This is a genomic window from Bradyrhizobium tropiciagri (assembly GCF_001189845.1).
Taxonomy (GTDB): Bacteria; Pseudomonadota; Alphaproteobacteria; order Rhizobiales; family Xanthobacteraceae; genus Bradyrhizobium; species Bradyrhizobium tropiciagri.
The window spans coordinates 273,594-293,001 of sequence record NZ_LFLZ01000002.1 but is presented as its reverse complement, the minus strand read 5'-3'; the positions used below and the strand labels follow the sequence as shown (position 1 = coordinate 293,001).

The window sequence follows — 19,408 nt, the reverse complement described above, 5'->3', positions numbered from 1 at the left end:
AATCCCAAGGTTCAAAACGGCAGGTCATCTAGTCCGCGGAGGGTATGAGTGCGTAGCGGCAGTCACCGCCGCTGAACGCATTGCACCAGCCGAGCGTGCCGCCGTGCCCTAGATGCCCAGCAGATCGCCGGCGCTTGCCGCTCCGCGCGTGAGCGGATGTGCGCTGCGGCTCGGTCATGGCGCTCTGATGCGCCCCGTCACCATCGGCGACGGATTGCGCGAGGCTTTCGCGCACTCGCACGGTCATCGATGTTGTGGGGCGATTGCTGTCGTCCACGGACGCGAGCGAAGCCGGCTCTTGGACAGCATCGGCCGCATCAGCGTTCTCCAGCTGCGCGGAGGCTGCGATGCTCTTGTCCGCCGGCACCCGCGCGGGCAGATTGGTATCGATGACCACCAGATCCGGTCCGTCCACATTGGAGTGGATGCGGATTGGCGGCATTGCTGGATCCGTCGCCGCAGATCGGCTCGGCAGGGCAGCGGGCAGCGCCCAATCGGCTGCCAAAAGCAGCAGAAGCAACGCTCCACCGACCGATAGAAAATAGCCCCGCAGGGGCATGTCGGACTCAGCCGATCCGCTCGCGCGCATCGATAGAACGGATCGCCCGCTCACGGCACTCGGCTCCTGGTCTTGAGCGGAATTCCTCTGCGCGCCAGCTCCGATTCGATCAGGTCGAACACGCATTCGATGGGCGCGATCCAGATACTCACCCAACAGATGATGCAGTCACGCGACAGCAGCAGCATCGGTGTCATGCAAGCCTCCTCCGCGCGACGCGGTTTCGCACCGGCGCCGGCTCGCGATCGACGAGCGCATGCACCCAGGCGACGATCGAAATCGTGATACCCAGCAGCAGGCTCACGCCCACGAGCGACACGGCCACGATCAGATTGAGCGATGCGACGGCGATCGCCGGCAAGGGATTTTCCCGTACGGGCGCCAAGAACACGCTTGACATCTTTCACCTCATAAATAAACTATACCGTATATTTCATATACAGCGCGGATAGCGGGATGTGTCAAGAGCAGAGAATCACAAGCCCGTGTTCCTCCTGGTTGGATGGAGAGGACCTGGGTCGCGAGACCTGGTTCGATCGGAAAGCAGATGCCTCAATTCGAGAAAGGATCCGATATGTTCGCGAACCGGCTGGTACTCGCGGTCTTGGTTTTCATTTCGTTGGGCGCGGCGGCCGCTCTCGGACAGGAGGACCGCGGCACACCTGAGCAGAGGGCGGCATGCGCTCCTGATGCGTTTCGTTTGTGTGCCGGCTACATCCCTGACGCCGCGAATGTGGAAGCCTGTCTCAGGCAAAAGGAGCCGGACCTGAGCGATGCCTGCAGAGCCGTCTTCGAGCACGCAGCGCCTACTACTTCGGTCAGGACCATAGGATCGCAGCGGTATCGCGGCGCAAAAGATCAGGAATGATCGTATGAACACGATATATGTTCCCGCTTTCGCCGCGTTCGGCGGCTCGGCCTTCGCGGCGATCTCCACGATCGTGACCGGGTGGGTGACCCGTCGCCGCAGGGTCCGCGAGCGCCATCATGCCCACGCGGTTACCAAGCGTGAAAAGCTGTATCGAAGCTTCATCGAGGAGGCGTCCCGGCTGTATGCGGACGCGCTGACCAGCGACAGGTCCGAGATCCCTGCGCTGGTGAATTTGTATGCGCTTATCGGGCGTATGCGGATTCTGTCCGACGACGAGGTGGTCCATGCCGCGGAGCGGGCAGGCCGACTGATCATCGAGACCTACCTTGCACCGAACACGTCGTTCGTCGACCTGCCAGGCTTCATGGAGGAGATGGATCCGTTGCGTGAATTCGGCGAGGCGTGCCGGCGTGAAATGCACGCGATTCCGTCGCGTTGAGGCCGGGCATGCTCAAGGCGCAGACCACCCGCCAGCCTGGATCGTCGTGCGCTCGCGAACGAATTGTGCAGGCTGCAATCCGCTTGTACCGGGAGATCGGGTACCGGAAGACCACCGTTGCCGACGTCGCTCGCGACGCATCGATGTCTCCCGCAAATCTCTATCGGTTTTATCCCTGTCGCCGAGCGCTCGAAGAGGCCGTCGTGACCGGGCTGCTTGAGGAGGCGTCCGCGGCGGCGGCAAGTGCGGCGCGAAGCGGCCGCTCGGGCCTGGAGCGGTTAAATGCCTTCTTTAGGGCGATCGCCCGGACGCACGAAGATCGGCTGGCAAACAATGTCCGATTGCACGAGCTGGTGGTCGCCGCAGCACAAGAAAACTGGCCGGCAGCCTGTCCCATGCGGATCGCCTTCGCGGTGTCGTGCAGTCGGTCATCGCGGCCGGGCAGGCCGGTGGCGAATTTCGAGCAGGGAGCCCGATGGCGCTGGCCTGCTGCCTGCTGGACGCGATGGACGCATACCTCAATCCAGCTCGTATCAAGGCGGCCGCTCTTCGGCCGGCCTTCGACGAGATGATGAACTTTTGCGCGGGGGCGCTTAGCAACGCAGCGTCTGTCAACGGGGCGCCCTCGCAAATGACCAGCAGTCGGGCTGATTTACCTTACAAGTTTCCCTGTCGCGCCTAGCGTTTGGCGATCGCCGGCTCACGGCGTCCAGTCTGCCTCGCAGGCCGCAAGGAAAAAGCCAACCCGCTCGCGCACGAAAGAGGGCAGTTCGCGTCTCAGGTCCTTGGACGTTTCCCCCACCAACGAACGAAACAGCATCGGCAGCAGAATCAGATCCAGGAAGATCTGAGCGGTGGCAAGGCTTCGCTTGCCACTGAAGGGACCTTTTGAAGAGCGCGCCAGCTTCTGCGTCGCTTCATTGAGGAGTTGGGAAATGGCGTTGACGGAGCGATCGCGTGCGGCATCGTGGACGTTGCGGCTCAACTCGGGGAAACGCTGCGCTTCGGCAATCGTGGCGCGGACCATGCCCAACGACTCTTCGATCACCTTCTCCACGACGGCGGTGCCGAGGCTCGAGAGCTTGTCCTGGAGGGTGCGGCCCTCGGGCTCGAAGCCTTCGAAATCCGTCAGCCCGGTAATGGTGCGGGCCACCACCGCCGCGAATAGTGCCTCCTTGCCGGAAAAATGGGCGTAGATGGTTGGTTTGCTCGCTGGCGCCAGCTCGGAGATGTCATCGATGCTGGCGCTACGGTAGCCCTTCTCGAGAAAGAGTTGCTGGGCTGCATCAAGGATCCGGGCCTGAACGTCACCGGCGAGGTCCTTGGGCGGTCTGCCCCGTTTCGGGGTGGTCTTTTTCGTCATCCGTCGGTCTCCCAATCACGAGTCTGTGCGCACGCAGATCGCGCTTGACACGCTTGGCGGGAAAAGGCAAGAAAAAGAAAATATACGGTATAGTTTATTTACTATGTCGCGCGCCTTGCCAAGACCTGCGACGGCGTTCCGGACGGCCTGCGTGCGCTGGCGCCCGATCATCCGATCCACCTCAGGAGATTAAATTGACTATGTTGAGTCCGGATCCGCATCGCCCACAAGACGGCGTGCTGCTGCGCGAATTGCATCACAGGATCGATCAAGGGATTGCCTCGGCGATCGATCTGGTCTCGGCCGCGGTTATCCGGGCCGACGGTGCGGAAGCAAAGACCGCGCTGAGCGATGTGGTCGAGCTGCTGAGCGGACATGCCGCACTGCATCGGGCGCTCGCAATGCCCCAGGGCGGAGCCCTTCATGATGCCGCGACTTACATTCGCAAACTGGGCTGCGCCATGCGCCAGTCCCTGTTGGATCGAATGGGGATCCGGCTGGCGTTCGCCACTGAATGTCTTCCCCTCCAATCAGAGCGGTGCTGGCGGCTTGGCCTGATCGTTCACGACCTCATCGTAAGTGGGGCGAAGCACGCGTATTTCGATGCGCGCGCCGGCGAGATCAAAGTCAAGCTGACGCGCATCGGCGCGGTGGTGAACTGCGTGGTGCTGGATAACGGCTCACGATTGGCGCGGGCGGACATGGGTCGTGAGCGCCCGATCAGTTGTGACCTTGCCAGGGGGCTGGGCGGCCGAATCGAGCACGGCTTCGCCGCCGAGTTCACATCCGTCGTTTTCTCGTTTCACCTGAGCGAGCGGGAGCGGCAGGCGAACTGGTCGATGGCGACGCGCCGCATGAGGTCGCGGCGCCCGAGCGCGATTGGAGCGGATCCAAAGATGCTGCGAGCGCATCCGAATGAACTGGGCCCGCCCAGCAAGGGCTCAGACGTTTTGGGCGATCTGCTGTCCCCCTCTCACCGCATGGCCGCGCTATGAAACCAGGCTGTTCAAATCACACCAAAATCGGTCGAGCCAAGCGCTTGCTTAAGCCTCTGGCGGGCGTGGCGCTCGCGCTTGCCGCAGTTGAGCTGAGCGGCTGCAATGATCGCGGCGACGCTCCGCCCACGCGCGCCGCGTTCGTGCGCACGGAGGTCGTCCAGCCGAAGGCCCGGCAAGCCTCGATCACCCTGACCGGCGAGGTGCAGCCCCGCTTCCGCGCCGATTTGTCGTTCCGTGTCAGCGGACGTGTGATCGCGCGCTATGTCGACGTCGGGACCCACGTCAAGGCCGGCGAGGTGCTGGCCCTTCTCGACCCCGCCGAACAACAGGCCGATGTCGATGCCGCGACCGCTGCCGTTCTCGCCGCAGAATCCCAACTGCGTGTGGCGAAGGCGACCTTTGAGCGGCAAAAGACTCTGATCGCAAGCGGCTTCACCACGCGCACGACCTACGACCAGGCGCAGGAAGGATTGCGAACCGCGGAAGGCGCGCTCGAAGCGGCAAGAGCGCAGCTCGGGACGTCAAAGGAGGCCCTTGGCTACACCGCGCTGCGAGCCGAGGCGGACGGTGTCGTTACCGCACGCAACCTGGAAACCGGTCAGGTCGTGCAGGCCGCGCAACCGGCATTTTCGCTGGCGCAGGATGGAGAGCGAGACGCCGTATTTGAGGTTTACGAGTCCATTTTCCTCGGCAATGCCGACGACCGCAGCGTTTCGTTGACGCTCGTCTCCGATGCGGGCGTGACCGCAAGCGGCCACGTTCGGGAGGTTTCCCCGGCCGTTGACGCCAAGAGCTCGACCATTCGGGTGAAGGTGGCGATCAAGGACCCGCCTGCCGCAATGACGCTTGGAAGCCCCGTCGCAGGAACTGTGAAAGTGCATCCCCAGCGGCAGATCGCGTTGCCTTGGAGTGCATTGATGGCGGCGGGCACCAGGCCCGCGGTCTGGACTGTCGATCCGGCAACGCGGACAGCCTCGCTGAAGCCGGTAACGGTCGATGGCTATGAGGCCGGAGAAGTATTGATCAAGGCGGGTCTCGAGCCGGGCGAGCGCGTCGTAATCGACGGCGGCAAGCTTTTGAGCGCGGGCCAGCCCGTGACTTATGAAGGAGATCCCTCATGACGAGCCGCGCGATGATCGTGGCGGGCCCGCTTGCATGCGCGCTTGCACTTGCCGGATGTCAGCAGGAAACAAAGGCGCCGGAGCCCGTGCGGCCCGTCCAATCGGAGCTTCTCCAGGCGGACCATGCCGACGATACGGCTGCGGTGGGCGTCATCGAGCCGCGCTACCAAACTAATCTCGGCTTCCGCGTGCTGGGACGGCTGACAACGCGTCCGGTCTATGTCGGTGATCTCGTGCATGAAGGCCAGACGGTCGGCACCATCGACCCGACGGCCCTCGAGCTCGCGGTCCGCGCGGCCAAAGGCGAGCTTGCCAAGGCCGAGGCGCAGTTCGCGACCGTCAGAGCGACAGAGGAACGGCAGCGAACGCTCATCACCACCGACGCGACCACAAAGCAGACGCTGGACAACGCCGAGCAGGCGCGCGCCGGCGCGGAAGCGACGGTGGCGCAGGCTCAGGCGAACCTGACCAAGGCGATCGAGCAGCTCGGCTATTCGCAGATCAGGGCCGACTTCGCCGGTGTGGTCACCGCGGTGGGGGCGGAAGTCGGCCAGGTGGTATCTCCCGGCCAAAGCGTGGTGACGGTCGCGAGACCCGATGTTCGCGAAGCCGTCGTCGATATCGGACCGGACTTTCCGCTGCCGCTGGAGATCGGCCTGCCATTCACGGTCAGCCTGCAGCTCTTGCCCGCCGTACAGGTGCAAGGCGGCATTCGCGAGATCGCGCCGCAAGCCGATCCGGTGACGCGATTGCGGCGGGTCCGTATCGCGCTCAACAACCCGCCTGAAGGCTTTCGCCTCGGCACGACCATCACCGCGAAACTTGACAAGGGTCAAGCCCGGATATTGCGCCTGCCCGCGTCGGCTCTGCTCGCCAAGGACGGCGCAAACTTCGTCTGGGTCGTCGATCAGCCCGCCAGCACGGTGTCGTTGCAAAAGGTCGATGTCGTCGCTGATCAAACCGGCGCGCGCGTTGTCGGCGGAGTTGGCCCCGGTGCGCGCGTAGTAACCGCCGGGATCCACAGCCTCAAGCAGGGACAGCAAGTCCGTATCGAACAGGATGAAAAGCCATGAAGTCGTTCAATCTTTCCGACTGGGCGCTCGGCCATCGTTCGCTCGTCTGGTACTTCATGATTGCCTTCATGGCGGCGGGCCTGTTTGCCTATCTCCAGCTGGGGCGGCAGGAAGACCCCGACTTCACCATCAAGACCATGGTGATTCAGGCGCAGTGGCCGGGTGCCTCGCCTGAAGAGATGACGCGCCAAGTCACCGACCGGATCGAGAAGAAGCTCGAGGAGCTGGAATCGCTCGATTACACCAAGAGCGTCACTGTTGCCGGCGAGACCACCGTCTTCGTCTATCTGCGTGACACCACGAAGGCAGCCGACGTGAAGCCGACCTGGATTCGCGTCCGCAACATGATCGCAGACATCAAGGGCGAGTTTCCTCAAGGAGTGATCGGACCGGGCTTCAACGATCGCTTCGGCGACGTGTTCGGCAACATCTACGCCTTCACCAGCGACGGCTTGAGCCAGCGTCAGCTCCGTGACCGGGTCGAGGACATCCGTGCCAGGATCTTGACCGTTCCGGATGTGGGTAAGGTCGATATTCTGGGCGCGCAGGACGAGGTCATTTATCTCGAATTCTCCACCCGCAAGATCGCGGCCCTTGGTCTCGACGTCCACTCCATCATGGCTTCTCTGCAGGGACAGAACGCGGTCGCGCCGTCCGGCGTGTTCCAGGAAGGGCCCGAGCGGATCAGCGTACGGGTGAACGGCCAGTTCACGTCAGAGGCAAGCCTGAAGGCGGTCAACCTCCGCATCAACGACCGTTTCTTTCCGTTGACCGACGTTGCAAACATCACGCGCGGTTATGTCAATCCAGCCAAAACCCTGTTCAGATACAACGGACAGCCCGCGATCGCGCTCGCGATCGGCATGAAGTCCGGTGCCAACCTCCTGCATTTCGGCGAGGCTCTGAAAGAGGAAATGACAAAGATCATTGCTGACCAGCCGATCGGCGTCGGCGTGCATCTCGTCGCCGATCAGCCGGTGGTGGTCGAGCACGCCGTGTCCGGCTTCACGGAGGCGTTGTTCGAGGCTGTGATCATTGTTCTCGGCATCAGCTTTCTCAGCCTGGGGATGCGCGCTGGCCTAGTCGTCGCGATTGCGATTCCGCTGGTTCTCGCCATCACCTTCGTGGTGATGGCCTATGCCGGAATTTCGCTTCAGCGAATTTCGCTCGGCGCCTTGATCATCGCGCTCGGCCTGCTGGTCGACGACGCCATGATTGCGGTCGAGATGATGGTGGCGCGGCTTGAGATCGGCGATCCCCTCGAAAAAGCGGCGACCCATGTCTATACCTCGACCGCCTTTCCCATGCTGACCGGAACCCTGGTAACCGTTGCCGGCTTCATTCCGATCGGGCTCAATAGCAGTAATGCGGGCGAGTTCACCTTCACGCTGTTCGTGGTCATCGCCGTCTCCCTGATCGTCTCCTGGATCGTGGCAGTGCTGTTCACGCCATTGCTTGGCGTTACCATCCTGCCCGCCAAAATGAAGGGGCATCATGAGGAGAAGGGGCGCGTAGCGCAGTTGTTCGGGCGTCTCTTGCTGTTCTGTATGCATCATCGTTGGATGACGATCGGCGTTACGGTTGCAGCCTTTCTGCTGGCACTGTTCGGCATGAATTTCGTCCAGCAACAGTTCTTCCCGTCCTCGGATCGCGCTGAGCTCGTGATCGACTGGAATTTGCCGCAGAACGCCTCCATTGCCGATACTAATTCACAGATGGCGCGCTTCGAGCGCGAGCAGCTTCAGGACAATAATTCGGTCGATCATTGGTCGACCTATGTCGGTACCGGCTCGCCGCGCTTCGTCCTGTCCTTCGACGTGCAGACCGCCAACACTTGGTTCGGTCAAATGGTGGTCGTGACCAAGGGAGGCATCAAGGCGCGCGACCAAGTCAAGGCACAATTCGAGGATTACCTCAAGAAGACGTTCCCCGGCACCGACACCTACGTCAAGCTGCTGGAGGTCGGTCCGCCGGTCGGACGCCCTGTGCAGTACCGCTTGAGTGGACCTGATATCGCGAAGGTGCGGGATCTCTCGCAGAAGCTCGCCGGGATTGTCCGCAGCAGCCCCGACTTGGGCAACGTCGTGTTCGACTGGATGGAGCCGGCGCGCGTCGTCAAGGTGGACGTTCTCCAGGACAAGGCGCGCCAGCTCGGCGTGACTTCGGAGGACATCGCCACGACCTTGAACTCCGTGCTCGAAGGCTCGTCGATCACTCAGGTGCGCGACAGCATCTATCTCGTCAATGTCACGGGACGGGCGACCGCGCCGGAACGAGCCTCCATCGACACTCTGCGCGATCTGCAATTGACGGGGCTCGGTGGTCGATCCGTGCCGCTCGGGGCCGTGGCTAATCTGCGTTACGAGCTCGAGCAGCCGACGATCTGGCGGCGTGCGCGGATCCCAACCATCACGTTGAAGGCCGGCATTGTTGGCAACGTGCAGCCGAAGACAATCGTGGATCAGCTCGCGCCGAAAATCGCGGAGTTCACCAAGGAACTGCCGGCGGGCTATTCGGTGAAAATCGGCGGATCCGTCGAGGAGAGCGCCAAGAGCCAGGCGCCAATCATTGCCGTCGTTCCGCTCATGCTGTTCGTCATGGCGACGGTGCTCATGATCCAGCTGCAGAGCTTCCATCGTCTGTTCCTGGTCTTCGCGGTCGCGCCGCTCGCCGTGATCGGCGTCGTCATGGCCCTGCTGCCGAGCGGAGCGCCGCTCGGTTTCGTTGCCATCCTCGGTGTGCTCGCCCTGATCGGAATTCTGGTTCGAAACTCGGTGATCCTGATCGTGCAGATTGAGGATTTGAAGAGGGAGGGGCGCCCGGCCTGGGAGGCCGTCGTGGAGGCGACCGAGCATCGCATGCGGCCGATCCTATTGACCGCGGCGGCCGCAAGTCTCGCGCTGATTCCGATCGCGCGCGAGATCTTCTGGGGACCGATGGCCTACGCGATGATGGGCGGCATCATCGTCGGCACACTGCTGACGCTATTGTTCCTGCCGGCACTCTATGTGGCCTGGTTCCGAATCCAGCCTGAACAAGGCAATGGATCGGCCGCCCAGGAACCTGAAGCGTTTGCGCATGAAAAGCCGGCCGAACAGATAACCGCTCACGATGCGCCAGAGCTGGTACTCGAGACGCAAATCTAGAATGGAGACAATGATGCCCTCGAAGAGACGATTGACCTTTGCCGTCGGTGCGACGCTCGCGGTGATCCCATCGAGCGAGAACAGAGGCTGCTGGACGAACTCCAAAGTGGCTTCCCGGATCGATTCGCGGCGTGACCCTGTCGGCGCGATAAGTTAGGTCGGCTGTCGGCCCAGCGGCGGTCCAACGTGAAGTCCTCGCATCGAGACCGGCGAAACCGCGCTATGGCTCTTTCACGACGTTGACCGCCGATCGGCGAACGAAATTGAGGAACAGGGCCAGACCTTGGATGGGCTACCATCGGGTGGGACACTGGCCGGTAGCCAAACCGTAGAATAGGCGCCAAAAATGATGAAAAACAATCAATTAGATAGCAACTCGAACCGATTGTCGGTATCGGTGCTTGCGCCTCCCCGATTTGAACCTATAGATCGATGTCCTTGTAGTCGCAGTTGCCCCCGAAAGTCAGAGTTGCGCGTATTCAGATATCAGGCACTCCAAACGGGTTTCGAGCGACGCTTTTTGGTGTGGCGGACATCACCAGATTGCTGTTCGGCTTTTCCCTTGTTTGTGTATCTTCACCCCATTCGATACAGCGAGCAGATCCGATGGGACAGGTCGATTACTTGCTCGTCGTAGAATCGGAAATTAGAGCGAGCAAAGCGGACAACCTGTTCTGCCCGTCGCAGCAACATACCGCTTGCTGCAGAACCAAAACCAGATCGTTCGGGTCGGGGGTTCGAGTCGCTCCCTCGCTGTGATTTTGTCCGCCAAACTGCGATTCGCCGCGATTTTGTACTGCCGGTAGCGCTGGCGAGCGACCCGCATGACCGTTGCGGTCTCGGCCGCGAAGCAGCGTGCGATGGTTGTGCCGGTGCCAGATACCGCGTCTGGCGACGATGGCTTGGCGCATCGCGCGCCGACTCCATGTCCAGGACGCCAATGGCCTTGGAGCCAAATACATAGGGTTCGTGATCGGGTATGCAATTGAAATCGCGACAAAAGAATTCGTGCGCTGCGGCCGTCACTTCGCCGCAAGGGCCTCGATTTCGACCTTGAACTCCGGTCGCGTAAAGCCGCTGACGATCATCAGGGTCGAGGCCGGTGCCGGCAGTGCCACGTAGCGATCGCGCACGGCCATATAGGGAGCCACGCATGCGCGATCCGTGACATAGGCATTGATGCGTACGAGATCGCGAAAGCCCATGCCGGCTTCGGCCAGGCACAAGCCGATGGCCTCAAAGCAGAGCGCCGACTGCTCTTCAACGCCCTCCGGGATGCGGTCGTCCGCCGAGATGCCGAGTTGGCCCGAGCAGAAAATGAGTCGTGCACCGGCCTGTACTTCGACCGCATGGCTGTAATTGGCAAACGGCTTGCGGATTCCCGCAGGGACGAGATGGCGGAGCACCGTGTTCACCCCGGCTCGTCAGTGCTCTGCGCCATGGCCTGGCGCAGCGCCTCCGAAGCGCGTCGGCAATAATCGTTGTAGACCGGCGAGACGCGGAAGTCTTCGTTGCGTGGATAGGGTGCTGATATCGCAATCTCGGTGCTCATGCGGCCGGGCCGTGCGCGCATCACCACGATCCGCGACGACAGATAGACCGATTCGTAGACGCTGTGGGTTACGAAGATCACCGTGAGGTTGTTCTTCGTAAACAGTTGCATGAGATCGTTGTTGAGCTTCATGCGCGTGATTTCGTCCAGCGCGGCGAAAGGTTCGTCCATCAACAGAATGCGCGGGTTGGTCGCCATCGCACGAGCCACCGAGACACGCATCCGCATGCCGCCCGAGAGCTCGCGCGGATAAGCGTCGGCAAAGCGCGTGAGGCCGACCTGCGCCAGTACTTCCATGATGCGCTCGCGCACATCCCGGCGACGCGCGCCGCCGAGCATCAGCGGCAGATAGACGTTGTCGAACACCGTCCGCCAAGGCAGCAGCGTCGGTTCCTGGAACACGAAGCCGAGCGAGCGGTCGGGCTCGCCGCGCGCATCGTAGGTCGAGGTCGGCCAGTCGATGGTACCGGTCGTGGGCGCGCTGAGGCCGGCGATCATCTTCAGGAGCGTGGACTTTCCGCAGCCCGAGGCTCCGAGCAAGGTGAGGAACTCGCCGGGCCGGACGGTCAGATCAACGCCCTCAAGCGCCAGCGTCCTGTTGGTGAAAGTCTTGGAGACGCCCGCAAGCTGCAGCAATGCGCGCGATGGGGCGGGCGTTGCGACGAGCTCGGGAGGCTTCGCCTCGAACATGGGCAAGACATTCATTGCTGCGCCCCTGGCAAGCGCGGAGCGAAGCTGCGCATCTTGCCCGGATTGAGCAAGCCGAGCGGATCCACCTCATGCTTGAAACTGAGCTGGTCGGCATCGACGCGCTTGTATCGGCTGCCGTCCTCCAGCGTAACAACATGCGGATTGGCAATCATGATTCCGAATGCCTCATAGGCTGCCATGATCTCGTCGAGCCGTTCCGGCGTCGAATAGCGGATCACGGGGAGCCCACTCGCGGTCATCAGTCCGTTGATCCGGATGAAGTTCGAGGTGCTGCATCACCTCGCCTTCGAACCGGGCGCCGATCTCGGCGGCCGCCTCGACGATGCGGTCGTGTGGATAGAGCACCTGCAGGTAGGTGATGTTGCGATCGACCTTGAACGTCTGCAGCGTGCAGTGGTTCCAGCTATGCTCGTAGAGCGGCACCTTCGTAAGCGTGTCCTCGCTCGGCGCCTTGTAAGTGAGGGTGCCGCCGAATGAGTCGAGCAGCGTCTCGAAGCTCTCGATCGACATCGATCCGATCATGCCGAGCAGCACAGCCTTGCCGTCAGGGCAATATTGGCGAAGACCGGCGAAGTTCTGCGGTAGCGGCCACTCGATCGGCGCCAGCAGCTTCTTGACGACGCCGTCCGCCATTGCGATCGCCCGACCGAAGCGGATTGACTCAGCGAAGTCGTCAAAAGCAACGATCACGTCGATCCATGGCAGCGCCGGCGCCAGCGGCATTTCCAGTACCGTGATGATGCCTGTCGTGCCATAGGCGCGGCTGATCTTCTGTGCCGCGTCGCCGCGCAGCTCGATCACGCGCGGCGTCTCCTCCACGGTGACGATACGCGCGGCGAGGATGTTGCCGGGCTCGCGCATGCCGCCAAAGGTGACGCTGCCGATACCGCCGGATCCTCCGGCGACAAAGCCGCCGATCTGCGCCATGCGCTTGGTGGACGGATGCATGCGGAGCTCCCAACCGAGCGGCCGGGTCTGCGCGTCGATGTCGAACAGCTTGGCGCCGGCCTCGACGCGGACGATACCCGGCGTCTGCCATTCGATGCGGTTCATGGCGGACATGTCGAGCAGAACGCCTCCTTCGAGCGGAACGCATTGACCGTAATTTCCGGTCGCGCCTCCCCGCACGGTGAGCGGGATGCGATGGCGGTAGCAGGCGGCGGCGACGCGGATCACGTCAGCCTCGTCGCGCGGCGTGATGATGATGTCTGCAACCTTGTCCCTCAACCGGGCGGCGAGGATTGGCGAATACCAGTAGTAGTCGCGCGACTTCCGCCGCAGATCGGCCGGATCGAGGCTCGTCGCGATATCGCCGAGGTCGGCGAGCAGCGCCTTGATCGGGTAGCACGCGGCAGCGAGAGAGTTTGGCATGGACAGGGTGGCGTCGAACATCTGTGGCGACCTGCAATCGGAGGGTCAAGCGGCGCGATAGACCTCCGCCTCGCCGTGGTCTTCGAGGAGCTTCATCAGCCGCTTGCGCATGATCATGCCGGGCCGGTCCGACACCATGTTGGCCTCCGCGCGGCGACCGGCGTCAATGGGGGTGTCGTAGTCGGTGGATTCGATGATGTCCTTGTCCTCGCGCGTGATCTTGTAGTCCCAGTCGTTCAGCAGCTGCGCCGGGCAGTCCTCTTCTGTGTCGTTGCGGTAAAGCCACTGCACCAGCTGGATATGGCTGTCGTCGATCGGCGTCGCCGAGTTGAAGATAATGTGGCGAAGGCCGGACGGATATTCGATGTCGAGCCGGCGGCAAAACGGCATGTACCATTTGTTGCGCATGTGACGCGTGGTGGTGGCGGCATCGGTTCCAGATATCCGGTGCTGGATCGGTGGATTGATAACCGTGATCAGCGTCTCGGCCTCGAACCCGTAGTCGGTTTCCGTGATCTCGTACTTGTCCGGGAGCGGCTGGTCGGCCTGGCCGAATGTCCCCTGGTGCACGAAGGCGAAGTGGGCGTTGTCGAAAGAGTTCTCCATCATCCGCAGGGCCGAGGTGTTCCAGACTTCGTAGAACTGCGGCACGTAGCGGAAAGACGGGTCGCTGTCCTCGGGCACCTCGAAGATCGGCGCCAGCGGCTCATCAAGCGCCACCCAGGCATAGCCGTAGCGCGCTTGGCAGTGATAGGCGGGCGTCGACAGGTTCGGCACTTCCTGCTGCACCGGAAATTGCGGGACGTGAACGAGCTTGCCGGTGGAGTCGTAGGTCCAGCCGTGATAGCCGCACACGATTTGCCCGTCCTTGCACCAGCCTCTCGAGAGCTTGGCGGTGCGGTGGCAACAGCGGTCCCTGAGCGCGGCCGGGCTTCCATCCGGGCCGAGGAACAGCACGATGTCCTCATCGAGCAGACGGAATGGCCTCGGTCCGTCCGCGAGGGCGGAGAGCGGCATCACCGCGTACCAGAAACGGCGCAGCACCTTCTGCTTGGTGGTCAGCATGCGAACCTCGTCGGGACGTGTTGTGTTGCGGGCAACTCGCGGGACATCAGCCGTCCCGCTCGAACTCGCTGTCGTGCCAGCGGCCGAGCGCCAGCTTCGACAGGGCGGCCATCGCCAGAAACAGGGCGATGCCGGTGATGGTGATCAGGAACAGCGCAGCGAACATGCGGGGTATGTCGAGCTGGAAGCCGGACTGCATGATCTCATAGGCGAGGCCCGCGCTGCGGCCGCCAGTGCCGGCGACGAATTCGGCTACCACCGCGCCGATCAGTGCGAGGCCGCTGGCGACGCGCAAGCCGGCGAAGAAGAACGGCAGGGCGCTCGGTATGCGTAGATAAAGGAGGCTCTGCAGGCGTGTGGCACGATTGATAGCGAACAGGTTCTGGTGGCCGCTGTCGATACTGCGAAGGCCGATGGTGGTGTTGGAGATGATCGGGAAGACAGCAATGATCGTGGCGCAGATGATCAGCGCGACCTGCGTATTTTTCACCAGGATGATGATCAATGGGGCAATGGCAACGATCGGCGTCACCTGCATGATGACGGCGTAGGGGAAGAAGCTGCGCTCGATCAGCCTGTTCTGCACAAACAGGAAAGCCAGGGCCGAGCCGATCATGGTTGCGAGACCAAGCGCGGTCAGCGCCACTTTCAACGTGCTCCACAGCTCTCGCATCAGTCCCGGCGTGTCGACGACGATCGCCTGCGCGATCGCACTGGGCGCCGGAAAGAGGTAGGCTGGAATGGCGAAGGTGCGGCAGGAGGCTTCCCAGGCCGTGACGATGATCACGCCAACCACCAGGGGCGGCAGCACTTCGGTGAGGGCGGAACTGGCCTTGTGTCGTTGCATCGCCGGCGTTCGTCTGTCGTATCGAGGGCGCAGCTGGTATCCGCCGCGCTGCGTGTCAGTTCATTGGAATCTTCATGCCGTCGATGAATTGCGTCGTGAACGCCTTCTTGTAGTCGACGCTCTTGTCGAGCAGGCCGCCCGCCACCATGAAGTCGTAAGTCGACTTCCAGCGCGCGTCGGTCATCACGCCGATGCCCATGGTCTGGGCATCGCCGCCATCGACCACCTTCAATTCCTTCATGCGCTTGGCGCCGAAGGCGATCTGATCGTCAGTCATTTTCGGGTTATCTGCCTTGATCAGTGCGTTGGCAGCGGCGGGATCGTCGGTCAGATAGCTCTTCCAGCCCTCCATCGACGCGCGCACGAAGCGCTTCAGCACGTCCGGCTTCTCTGCGACTAGCTTGGTCGTGGTCACCATCGTCGTGCCGTAGGGGGGATAGCCTTCATCCGCGAACAGGAAGAAGTTGACCGCTACGCCCTTCTGGAGCGCCTGGAACGGTTCGGATGAGGGATACGCCTGCTGGGCGACGTTGGTGTCTGCAAAGAAAGGCTGAAGGTTGAACGTGTAAGCCTTGGCCTGGCTTTCGGCAAAGCCAAACCTGGTCTTCAGCCACGGCCAGAAGGTGGAGTGACTGGAGCTCGCGATCAGGATGTCCTTGCCCTTGAGGTCCGCGAGGCTCTTGACGTCATCATGCGTCATCAAGCCCTGCAAATCTTTTTGAAATGACGCACCGATGGTGACGACGGGCAGTCCTTTCCCGATCGACTGCAGCACCTGGATGTCGTAGCCCATGATGACGTCGGCTTCGCCGCCGAGCAGAAGCTGCATACCGTTCACCTGCGGACCGCCCATCTTGATGACGACGTCGAGGCCGGCCTTCTCGTACAGGCCTGTCGCCTTGGCCTGATAGAAGCCGCCATGCTCGGCCTGCGCGAACCAACTCGACAGCAGCGTGATCTTGTCGGCGGCAACGGCAAAGGACGGAGCGCAGGCAATGCCAAGGAGCGTGGCACCAGCGATGGCAAGTCGGGAGATCCGTACGGGCGTGGTCATTTGCGACATCCGTTGGGAGTGATCAGGCTTGGCAAGGATGTCAGCAAATGCGAATGATTAGAAAGCATCAATTTTAGTGCGTTGTGATGCCTTTACGGCATCGATGGCTAGTTCTTGGGCGACGAGCTTTCACGCTAGGCAGCGGCTCGTCATCGCGGATTCAACGCATTGAATCATCAAATGGCTGGAGGCCAATTCCCAATGCTGCATGCCCGAATCCTGACCTATCTGGACGAGGTGGCGCGGCTCGGATCGATCCGTAAGGCGGCGGCGCGGCTGAACGTGGCATCTTCTGCCATCAACCGGCAGATTCTGGCGCTCGAAACGGAATTGGGCACACCGATTTTCGAGCGCATGCCGCGCCGCCTCCGCCTGACCTCCGCCGGCGAGATCCTGATCATGCATGTGCGGGAGACCCTGAAATCGAGCCAGCGTGTCGCGGCGCAGATCGAAGCGCTCAAGGGTCTTCAGCGCGGCGAGGCGACGATCGCGACGATGAACGGCCTCGCCGGCGGTCCTTTGCCCAGGTTCCTCGCCGGAGTGATGGGCGCCCATCCGCGCATGCATATTCGACTGCGCGTCCTGACGCTCGATCAGATTCCGAACGCAGTGCTCACTGGCGAGGCCGATATCGCGTTGGGCTATAATTTCCCCGCCGGGCCGGGCCTGCGGGTCGTGGCAAGCCACGACTTGCACCTGGGTGCGGTGGTCGCGCCGGGACATCCGTTGACGCGTCGCAAGCCGGCCTGGCTCGCCGATTGTCTCGAATTCCCGCTGGTGTTGGGCGATGCGTCCATGACCATCCGTCCCGTGGTCGAACTCGCCTTCACGCGCGCCGGCATCCCCTTGCATCCGACCATCGAGAGCAATTCCATCGCGTTCATGATGCGGATCGTGCGCGAGGGCAATGCCGTCACCTTCCTCAACCCGGTGGATATCGGCGTCGATATCGCGCGCGGCGATCTTGTCTTTATCCCGTTCCAGGATCTCAGGGTCGATCCGATCACGATAAAGCTCGCGGTGCGCGCCCGTGGCACGCTTGATGCATTCCCGAGTGTCCTGCTCGAGGAGATGCGCATTGCGATGCCGGGCTTGCAACGGACATGAACGATGACGAACAGGCATCGCCGCGGACACAAATTGATGCTTGCTACGTTCCCCTGACAGGTTTGAATACGCCGTATGACAATTCATTTCGCCGAGATTGCCTGGTCCGACGCGCCGCGCTATTGGCTTGCGAATGCGCGCATTCCGGTTTGCCTGCTGGCAAATTCCGCAAGGTCGGCGGACAGCGATCATGAAGGTGTCGTACGCGTCGACGTGCTGGTCGAGCACGGCAAGATCGCGCGTGTCATGCCCGCGCAGGATACTCGCGACGATGCCATCGCGCGCGTCGATCTCGGCGGCCGCCAGATGTGGCCGACGCTGATCGACGTTCACACGCATCTCGACAAAGGCCATTCGATCGAGCGCAACCCGAATATCGACGGAACCTTCAACAACGCGCGGCTCGCCGCGGCCGCCGACCGTCCGAACTGGACGGCGCCCGATTTGCGGCGGCGCATGGGTTTTGGCTTGCGCTGCGCTCACGCGCACGGTGTCTCGGCAATCCGCACGCATATCGACACCTATCATGACAGCGCCGAGCGAAGCTGGCCGGTGTTGCGCGAGATGCGCGAGGAATGGGCCGGCAGGGTGGATCTGCAGGCGGTCTCGCTCTGCCCGATCGAACTCTTGATGGATTCCTTCGGTGACCGCGTCGCCGAAATCGTGAAGAAATCGGGAGGGCTGCTTGGCGGCGTCACGCGTCCCGCGATCGGCATGCATGGCGCTCCGCAGGCCGACATCGATCGACAGCTCGATCGGCTGTTCGCATTGGCCGCCCGCCATGACCTCGATATCGACCTCCACGTCGACGAAACGGACGACCCGGCCGCCGCGACGCTGCCCTTCATCGCACGCTCGGCGCTCCGGCACGGCTACAAGGGCCGCGTCGTCTGTGGCCATTGCTGCAGCCTTGCGGTGCAGGGCGACAGCGAGATCGACCGGACGCTCGACCTGCTGGCTGAAGCGGACATATCCATCGTGACGCTGCCGACGGTCAATATGTATCTCCAGGACCGGTGCAGCGGACGAACACCGCGTTGGCGAGGCGTCACGGTGGTGCACGAGATGATCAAGCGTGGAATCCGCGTGGCTGCTGCCGGCGACAATTGCCGCGACAGCTTCTATGCATACGGGGATCACGACATGGTCGACACGTTCCGGCAGGCCGTGCGTATCCTGCATTTCGATCATCCGCTTTCTGAGGCGCCGTCGCTGGTTGCGAGCATGCCGTCGCGCATCGCGAAACTGGAGGGACATGGATCGATCGGCGAGGGCGCGCCGGCGCGGCTCATCGTGTTCAACGCGCGCAGCCTCAACGAGATCGTCAGCCGGCCGCAGGCCGACCGCGTTGTCCTCGAGGGTGGCAGGCGGATTACCGCGAAGCCGCCCGATTATTCGGAGCTTTGGCCAGATGACGACTTGCCAGGCAGGACGGCTGCGGCGGAATAGAGAGTTCATCGATGCTCATGCACCAGCTTCTGCCGACGGCGCGGCTCCGACGCCGGGCAAGGCATTGATCGCCTAAGCCCATGCGCGTCCTCTACGTCTATTGCCATCCATTGCCTGAGAGCTTCCACGCCGGCATTCGCGCAAGGGCGCTAGGGGCCTTGCAGGCAGCCGGGCATGAGGTCGATCTGCTCGATCTCTATGCCGAGAGGTTTGATCCCGTATTGTCGGAAGATGCGCGGCGACACTACGACGATATGTCGCGGAATCAGGCCGGGCTGGAAAGCTACATCGCGAGGCTGAAGCGTGCCGAGGTACTGGTGGTGCAGTTTCCCACCTGGTGCTTCGGCATGCCAGCGATGCTCAAGGGATTCCTCGACCGCATGATGATGCCCGGCGTTGCCTTCGACATCAGCGATCCGGCCAAGGTCAGGCCGATGCTCGACAACATCACGTGCATCATCGGCATCGTCACCTACGGTCGGCCGCGCTTTATGGCGCTGTGGATGAGCGATCCACCGCGCAAGATCGTCAAGCGTTATCTGCGCTGGTTCACCGGTGGCAAGGCGCGCGTGGACTACCACGCGCTGTATCATTTGAATGTTGCTTCGGAGGCCCGGCGCGTCGCTTTCATCGGCCGGGTGACGCGGGCGCTAGAGCGGCTCGGTCCTTAAGGCACGATGAA

General features: G+C 62.3%; 20 protein-coding genes and 1 pseudogene. 10 read left to right on the top strand and 11 right to left on the bottom strand.

The window, feature by feature from the left end:
• Positions 1 to 28 precede the first annotated feature (28 nt).
• From AKN84_RS03065 to AKN84_RS03060, 3 genes are read right to left on the bottom strand one after another with little or no spacing between them, the layout of a single operon-like run.
• Positions 29 to 613, bottom strand: a complete 585-nt coding sequence (locus tag AKN84_RS03065) for a hypothetical protein (RefSeq protein WP_128970366.1) — start codon at positions 611 to 613, stop codon at positions 29 to 31.
• Entirely contained in the window at positions 610 to 756 is a 147-nt protein-coding gene (locus tag AKN84_RS47950; RefSeq protein WP_167351831.1) for a hypothetical protein, read from the bottom strand. The genes AKN84_RS03065 and AKN84_RS47950 overlap by 4 nt, the downstream gene beginning before the upstream one ends.
• A complete protein-coding gene (locus AKN84_RS03060) occupies positions 753 to 920 on the bottom strand; it encodes a hypothetical protein (RefSeq protein WP_244484902.1) in 168 nt (55 codons plus the stop codon). Before AKN84_RS03060 ends, AKN84_RS47950 begins: the two co-directional genes overlap by 4 nt.
• Before the next feature lie 511 nt (positions 921 to 1,431).
• Here AKN84_RS03060 and AKN84_RS03050 point away from each other — a divergent pair.
• The 3 genes and pseudogenes from AKN84_RS03050 (at position 1,432) to AKN84_RS50575 (ending at position 2,551) form a co-directional block, all read left to right on the top strand.
• Complete coding sequence (locus AKN84_RS03050; protein WP_050419282.1) at positions 1,432 to 1,869, top strand: hypothetical protein; 438 nt, start codon at positions 1,432 to 1,434, stop codon at positions 1,867 to 1,869.
• A gap of 8 nt (positions 1,870 to 1,877) precedes the next feature.
• Positions 1,878 to 2,009, top strand: a pseudogene (locus tag AKN84_RS50580) (TetR/AcrR family transcriptional regulator); the annotation flags it as partial.
• 278 nt (positions 2,010 to 2,287) lie between these two features.
• Positions 2,288 to 2,551 (top strand): hypothetical protein, encoded by a 264-nt coding sequence (locus AKN84_RS50575; protein WP_050419281.1) that lies wholly within the window; start codon positions 2,288 to 2,290, stop codon positions 2,549 to 2,551.
• A gap of 18 nt (positions 2,552 to 2,569) precedes the next feature.
• On the opposite strand, the gene AKN84_RS03040 is transcribed toward AKN84_RS50575, so the two are convergent.
• Positions 2,570 to 3,232, bottom strand: a complete 663-nt coding sequence (locus AKN84_RS03040) for a TetR/AcrR family transcriptional regulator (protein WP_050419280.1) — start codon at positions 3,230 to 3,232, stop codon at positions 2,570 to 2,572.
• Positions 3,233 to 3,432: 200 nt separating this feature from the next.
• Between AKN84_RS03040 and AKN84_RS03035 the strand changes: the two genes are divergently transcribed.
• Genes AKN84_RS03035 through AKN84_RS03020 form a run of 4 tightly spaced genes read left to right on the top strand, consistent with a single transcriptional unit; the run spans position 3,433 to position 9,570 of the window.
• Positions 3,433 to 4,227: a sensor histidine kinase family protein gene (locus tag AKN84_RS03035; RefSeq protein WP_050419279.1), complete on the top strand. Its 795-nt coding sequence runs from the start codon at positions 3,433 to 3,435 to the stop codon at positions 4,225 to 4,227.
• On the top strand, positions 4,224 to 5,351 hold the full coding sequence (locus AKN84_RS03030) for an efflux RND transporter periplasmic adaptor subunit (RefSeq protein ID WP_050419278.1): 1,128 nt from the start codon (positions 4,224 to 4,226) through the stop codon (positions 5,349 to 5,351). Before AKN84_RS03035 ends, AKN84_RS03030 begins: the two co-directional genes overlap by 4 nt.
• Positions 5,348 to 6,424, top strand: a complete 1,077-nt coding sequence (locus AKN84_RS03025; protein WP_050419277.1) for an efflux RND transporter periplasmic adaptor subunit — start codon at positions 5,348 to 5,350, stop codon at positions 6,422 to 6,424. The genes AKN84_RS03030 and AKN84_RS03025 overlap by 4 nt, the downstream gene beginning before the upstream one ends.
• Positions 6,421 to 9,570: an efflux RND transporter permease subunit gene (locus AKN84_RS03020; protein WP_050419276.1), complete on the top strand. Its 3,150-nt coding sequence runs from the start codon at positions 6,421 to 6,423 to the stop codon at positions 9,568 to 9,570. The genes AKN84_RS03025 and AKN84_RS03020 overlap by 4 nt, the downstream gene beginning before the upstream one ends.
• 1,022 nt (positions 9,571 to 10,592) lie before the next feature.
• Here AKN84_RS03020 and AKN84_RS03015 read toward each other — a convergent pair.
• Genes AKN84_RS03015 through AKN84_RS02990 form a run of 7 tightly spaced genes read right to left on the bottom strand, consistent with a single transcriptional unit; the run spans position 10,593 to position 16,170 of the window.
• On the bottom strand, positions 10,593 to 10,976 hold the full coding sequence (locus tag AKN84_RS03015) for a RidA family protein (protein WP_050419340.1): 384 nt from the start codon (positions 10,974 to 10,976) through the stop codon (positions 10,593 to 10,595).
• A 5-nt stretch (positions 10,977 to 10,981) separates the two neighbouring features.
• On the bottom strand, positions 10,982 to 11,827 hold the full coding sequence (locus AKN84_RS03010; RefSeq protein ID WP_430649877.1) for an ABC transporter ATP-binding protein: 846 nt from the start codon (positions 11,825 to 11,827) through the stop codon (positions 10,982 to 10,984).
• Positions 11,824 to 12,012 (bottom strand): hypothetical protein, encoded by a 189-nt coding sequence (locus tag AKN84_RS48735; protein ID WP_244484901.1) that lies wholly within the window; start codon positions 12,010 to 12,012, stop codon positions 11,824 to 11,826. Before AKN84_RS48735 ends, AKN84_RS03010 begins: the two co-directional genes overlap by 4 nt.
• Positions 11,999 to 13,225 (bottom strand): FAD-binding oxidoreductase, encoded by a 1,227-nt coding sequence (locus tag AKN84_RS03005; RefSeq protein ID WP_244484900.1) that lies wholly within the window; start codon positions 13,223 to 13,225, stop codon positions 11,999 to 12,001. The genes AKN84_RS48735 and AKN84_RS03005 overlap by 14 nt, the downstream gene beginning before the upstream one ends.
• Positions 13,226 to 13,249: 24 nt before the next feature.
• The gene (locus tag AKN84_RS03000; protein WP_050419275.1) at positions 13,250 to 14,269 is read right to left on the bottom strand and encodes an aromatic ring-hydroxylating dioxygenase subunit alpha; all 1,020 of its coding nucleotides are present in this window, start codon (positions 14,267 to 14,269) and stop codon (positions 13,250 to 13,252) included.
• A gap of 46 nt (positions 14,270 to 14,315) precedes the next feature.
• On the bottom strand, positions 14,316 to 15,116 hold the full coding sequence (locus AKN84_RS02995) for an ABC transporter permease (RefSeq protein WP_050419274.1): 801 nt from the start codon (positions 15,114 to 15,116) through the stop codon (positions 14,316 to 14,318).
• A gap of 55 nt (positions 15,117 to 15,171) precedes the next feature.
• Positions 15,172 to 16,170, bottom strand: coding sequence for an ABC transporter substrate-binding protein (locus AKN84_RS02990; protein ID WP_050419273.1), 999 nt, complete (start codon positions 16,168 to 16,170; stop codon positions 15,172 to 15,174).
• A 201-nt stretch (positions 16,171 to 16,371) separates the two neighbouring features.
• On the opposite strand from AKN84_RS02990, the gene AKN84_RS02985 reads away from it, so the two are divergent.
• The 3 genes from AKN84_RS02985 (at position 16,372) to AKN84_RS02975 (ending at position 19,397) form a co-directional block, all read left to right on the top strand.
• Complete coding sequence (locus AKN84_RS02985) at positions 16,372 to 17,277, top strand: LysR family transcriptional regulator (protein ID WP_050419272.1); 906 nt, start codon at positions 16,372 to 16,374, stop codon at positions 17,275 to 17,277.
• A gap of 75 nt (positions 17,278 to 17,352) precedes the next feature.
• Positions 17,353 to 18,726 (top strand): cytosine deaminase, encoded by a 1,374-nt coding sequence (locus tag AKN84_RS02980; RefSeq protein WP_050419271.1) that lies wholly within the window; start codon positions 17,353 to 17,355, stop codon positions 18,724 to 18,726.
• An 80-nt stretch (positions 18,727 to 18,806) separates the two neighbouring features.
• Complete coding sequence (locus AKN84_RS02975) at positions 18,807 to 19,397, top strand: NAD(P)H-dependent oxidoreductase (RefSeq protein WP_050419270.1); 591 nt, start codon at positions 18,807 to 18,809, stop codon at positions 19,395 to 19,397.
• The last annotated feature ends 11 nt before the right edge of the window (positions 19,398 to 19,408 follow it).

Excerpts from the sequence above, each read along its gene's own strand:
- AKN84_RS03000 (WP_050419275.1), bottom strand. The coding sequence starts at position 14,269 with ATGCTGACCACCAAGCAGAAGGTGCTGCGCCGTTTCTGGTACGCGGTG.
- AKN84_RS02975 (WP_050419270.1), top strand. The coding sequence starts at position 18,807 with ATGCGCGTCCTCTACGTCTATTGCCATCCATTGCCTGAGAGCTTCCAC.
- AKN84_RS03010 (WP_430649877.1), bottom strand. The coding sequence starts at position 11,827 with ATGAATGTCTTGCCCATGTTCGAGGCGAAGCCTCCCGAGCTCGTCGCA.
- AKN84_RS03035 (WP_050419279.1), top strand. The coding sequence starts at position 3,433 with ATGTTGAGTCCGGATCCGCATCGCCCACAAGACGGCGTGCTGCTGCGC.
- AKN84_RS02990 (WP_050419273.1), bottom strand. The coding sequence starts at position 16,170 with ATGACCACGCCCGTACGGATCTCCCGACTTGCCATCGCTGGTGCCACG.
- AKN84_RS03005 (WP_244484900.1), bottom strand. The coding sequence starts at position 13,225 with ATGTTCGACGCCACCCTGTCCATGCCAAACTCTCTCGCTGCCGCGTGC.
- AKN84_RS02985 (WP_050419272.1), top strand. The coding sequence starts at position 16,372 with ATGCTGCATGCCCGAATCCTGACCTATCTGGACGAGGTGGCGCGGCTC.
- AKN84_RS03020 (WP_050419276.1), top strand. The coding sequence starts at position 6,421 with ATGAAGTCGTTCAATCTTTCCGACTGGGCGCTCGGCCATCGTTCGCTC.
- AKN84_RS02980 (WP_050419271.1), top strand. The coding sequence starts at position 17,353 with ATGACAATTCATTTCGCCGAGATTGCCTGGTCCGACGCGCCGCGCTAT.
- AKN84_RS48735 (WP_244484901.1), bottom strand. The coding sequence starts at position 12,012 with ATGGCAGCCTATGAGGCATTCGGAATCATGATTGCCAATCCGCATGTT.
- AKN84_RS03040 (WP_050419280.1), bottom strand. The coding sequence starts at position 3,232 with ATGACGAAAAAGACCACCCCGAAACGGGGCAGACCGCCCAAGGACCTC.
- AKN84_RS03030 (WP_050419278.1), top strand. The coding sequence starts at position 4,224 with ATGAAACCAGGCTGTTCAAATCACACCAAAATCGGTCGAGCCAAGCGC.
- AKN84_RS47950 (WP_167351831.1), bottom strand. The coding sequence starts at position 756 with ATGACACCGATGCTGCTGCTGTCGCGTGACTGCATCATCTGTTGGGTG.
- AKN84_RS02995 (WP_050419274.1), bottom strand. The coding sequence starts at position 15,116 with ATGCAACGACACAAGGCCAGTTCCGCCCTCACCGAAGTGCTGCCGCCC.
- AKN84_RS03025 (WP_050419277.1), top strand. The coding sequence starts at position 5,348 with ATGACGAGCCGCGCGATGATCGTGGCGGGCCCGCTTGCATGCGCGCTT.
- AKN84_RS03050 (WP_050419282.1), top strand. The coding sequence starts at position 1,432 with ATGAACACGATATATGTTCCCGCTTTCGCCGCGTTCGGCGGCTCGGCC.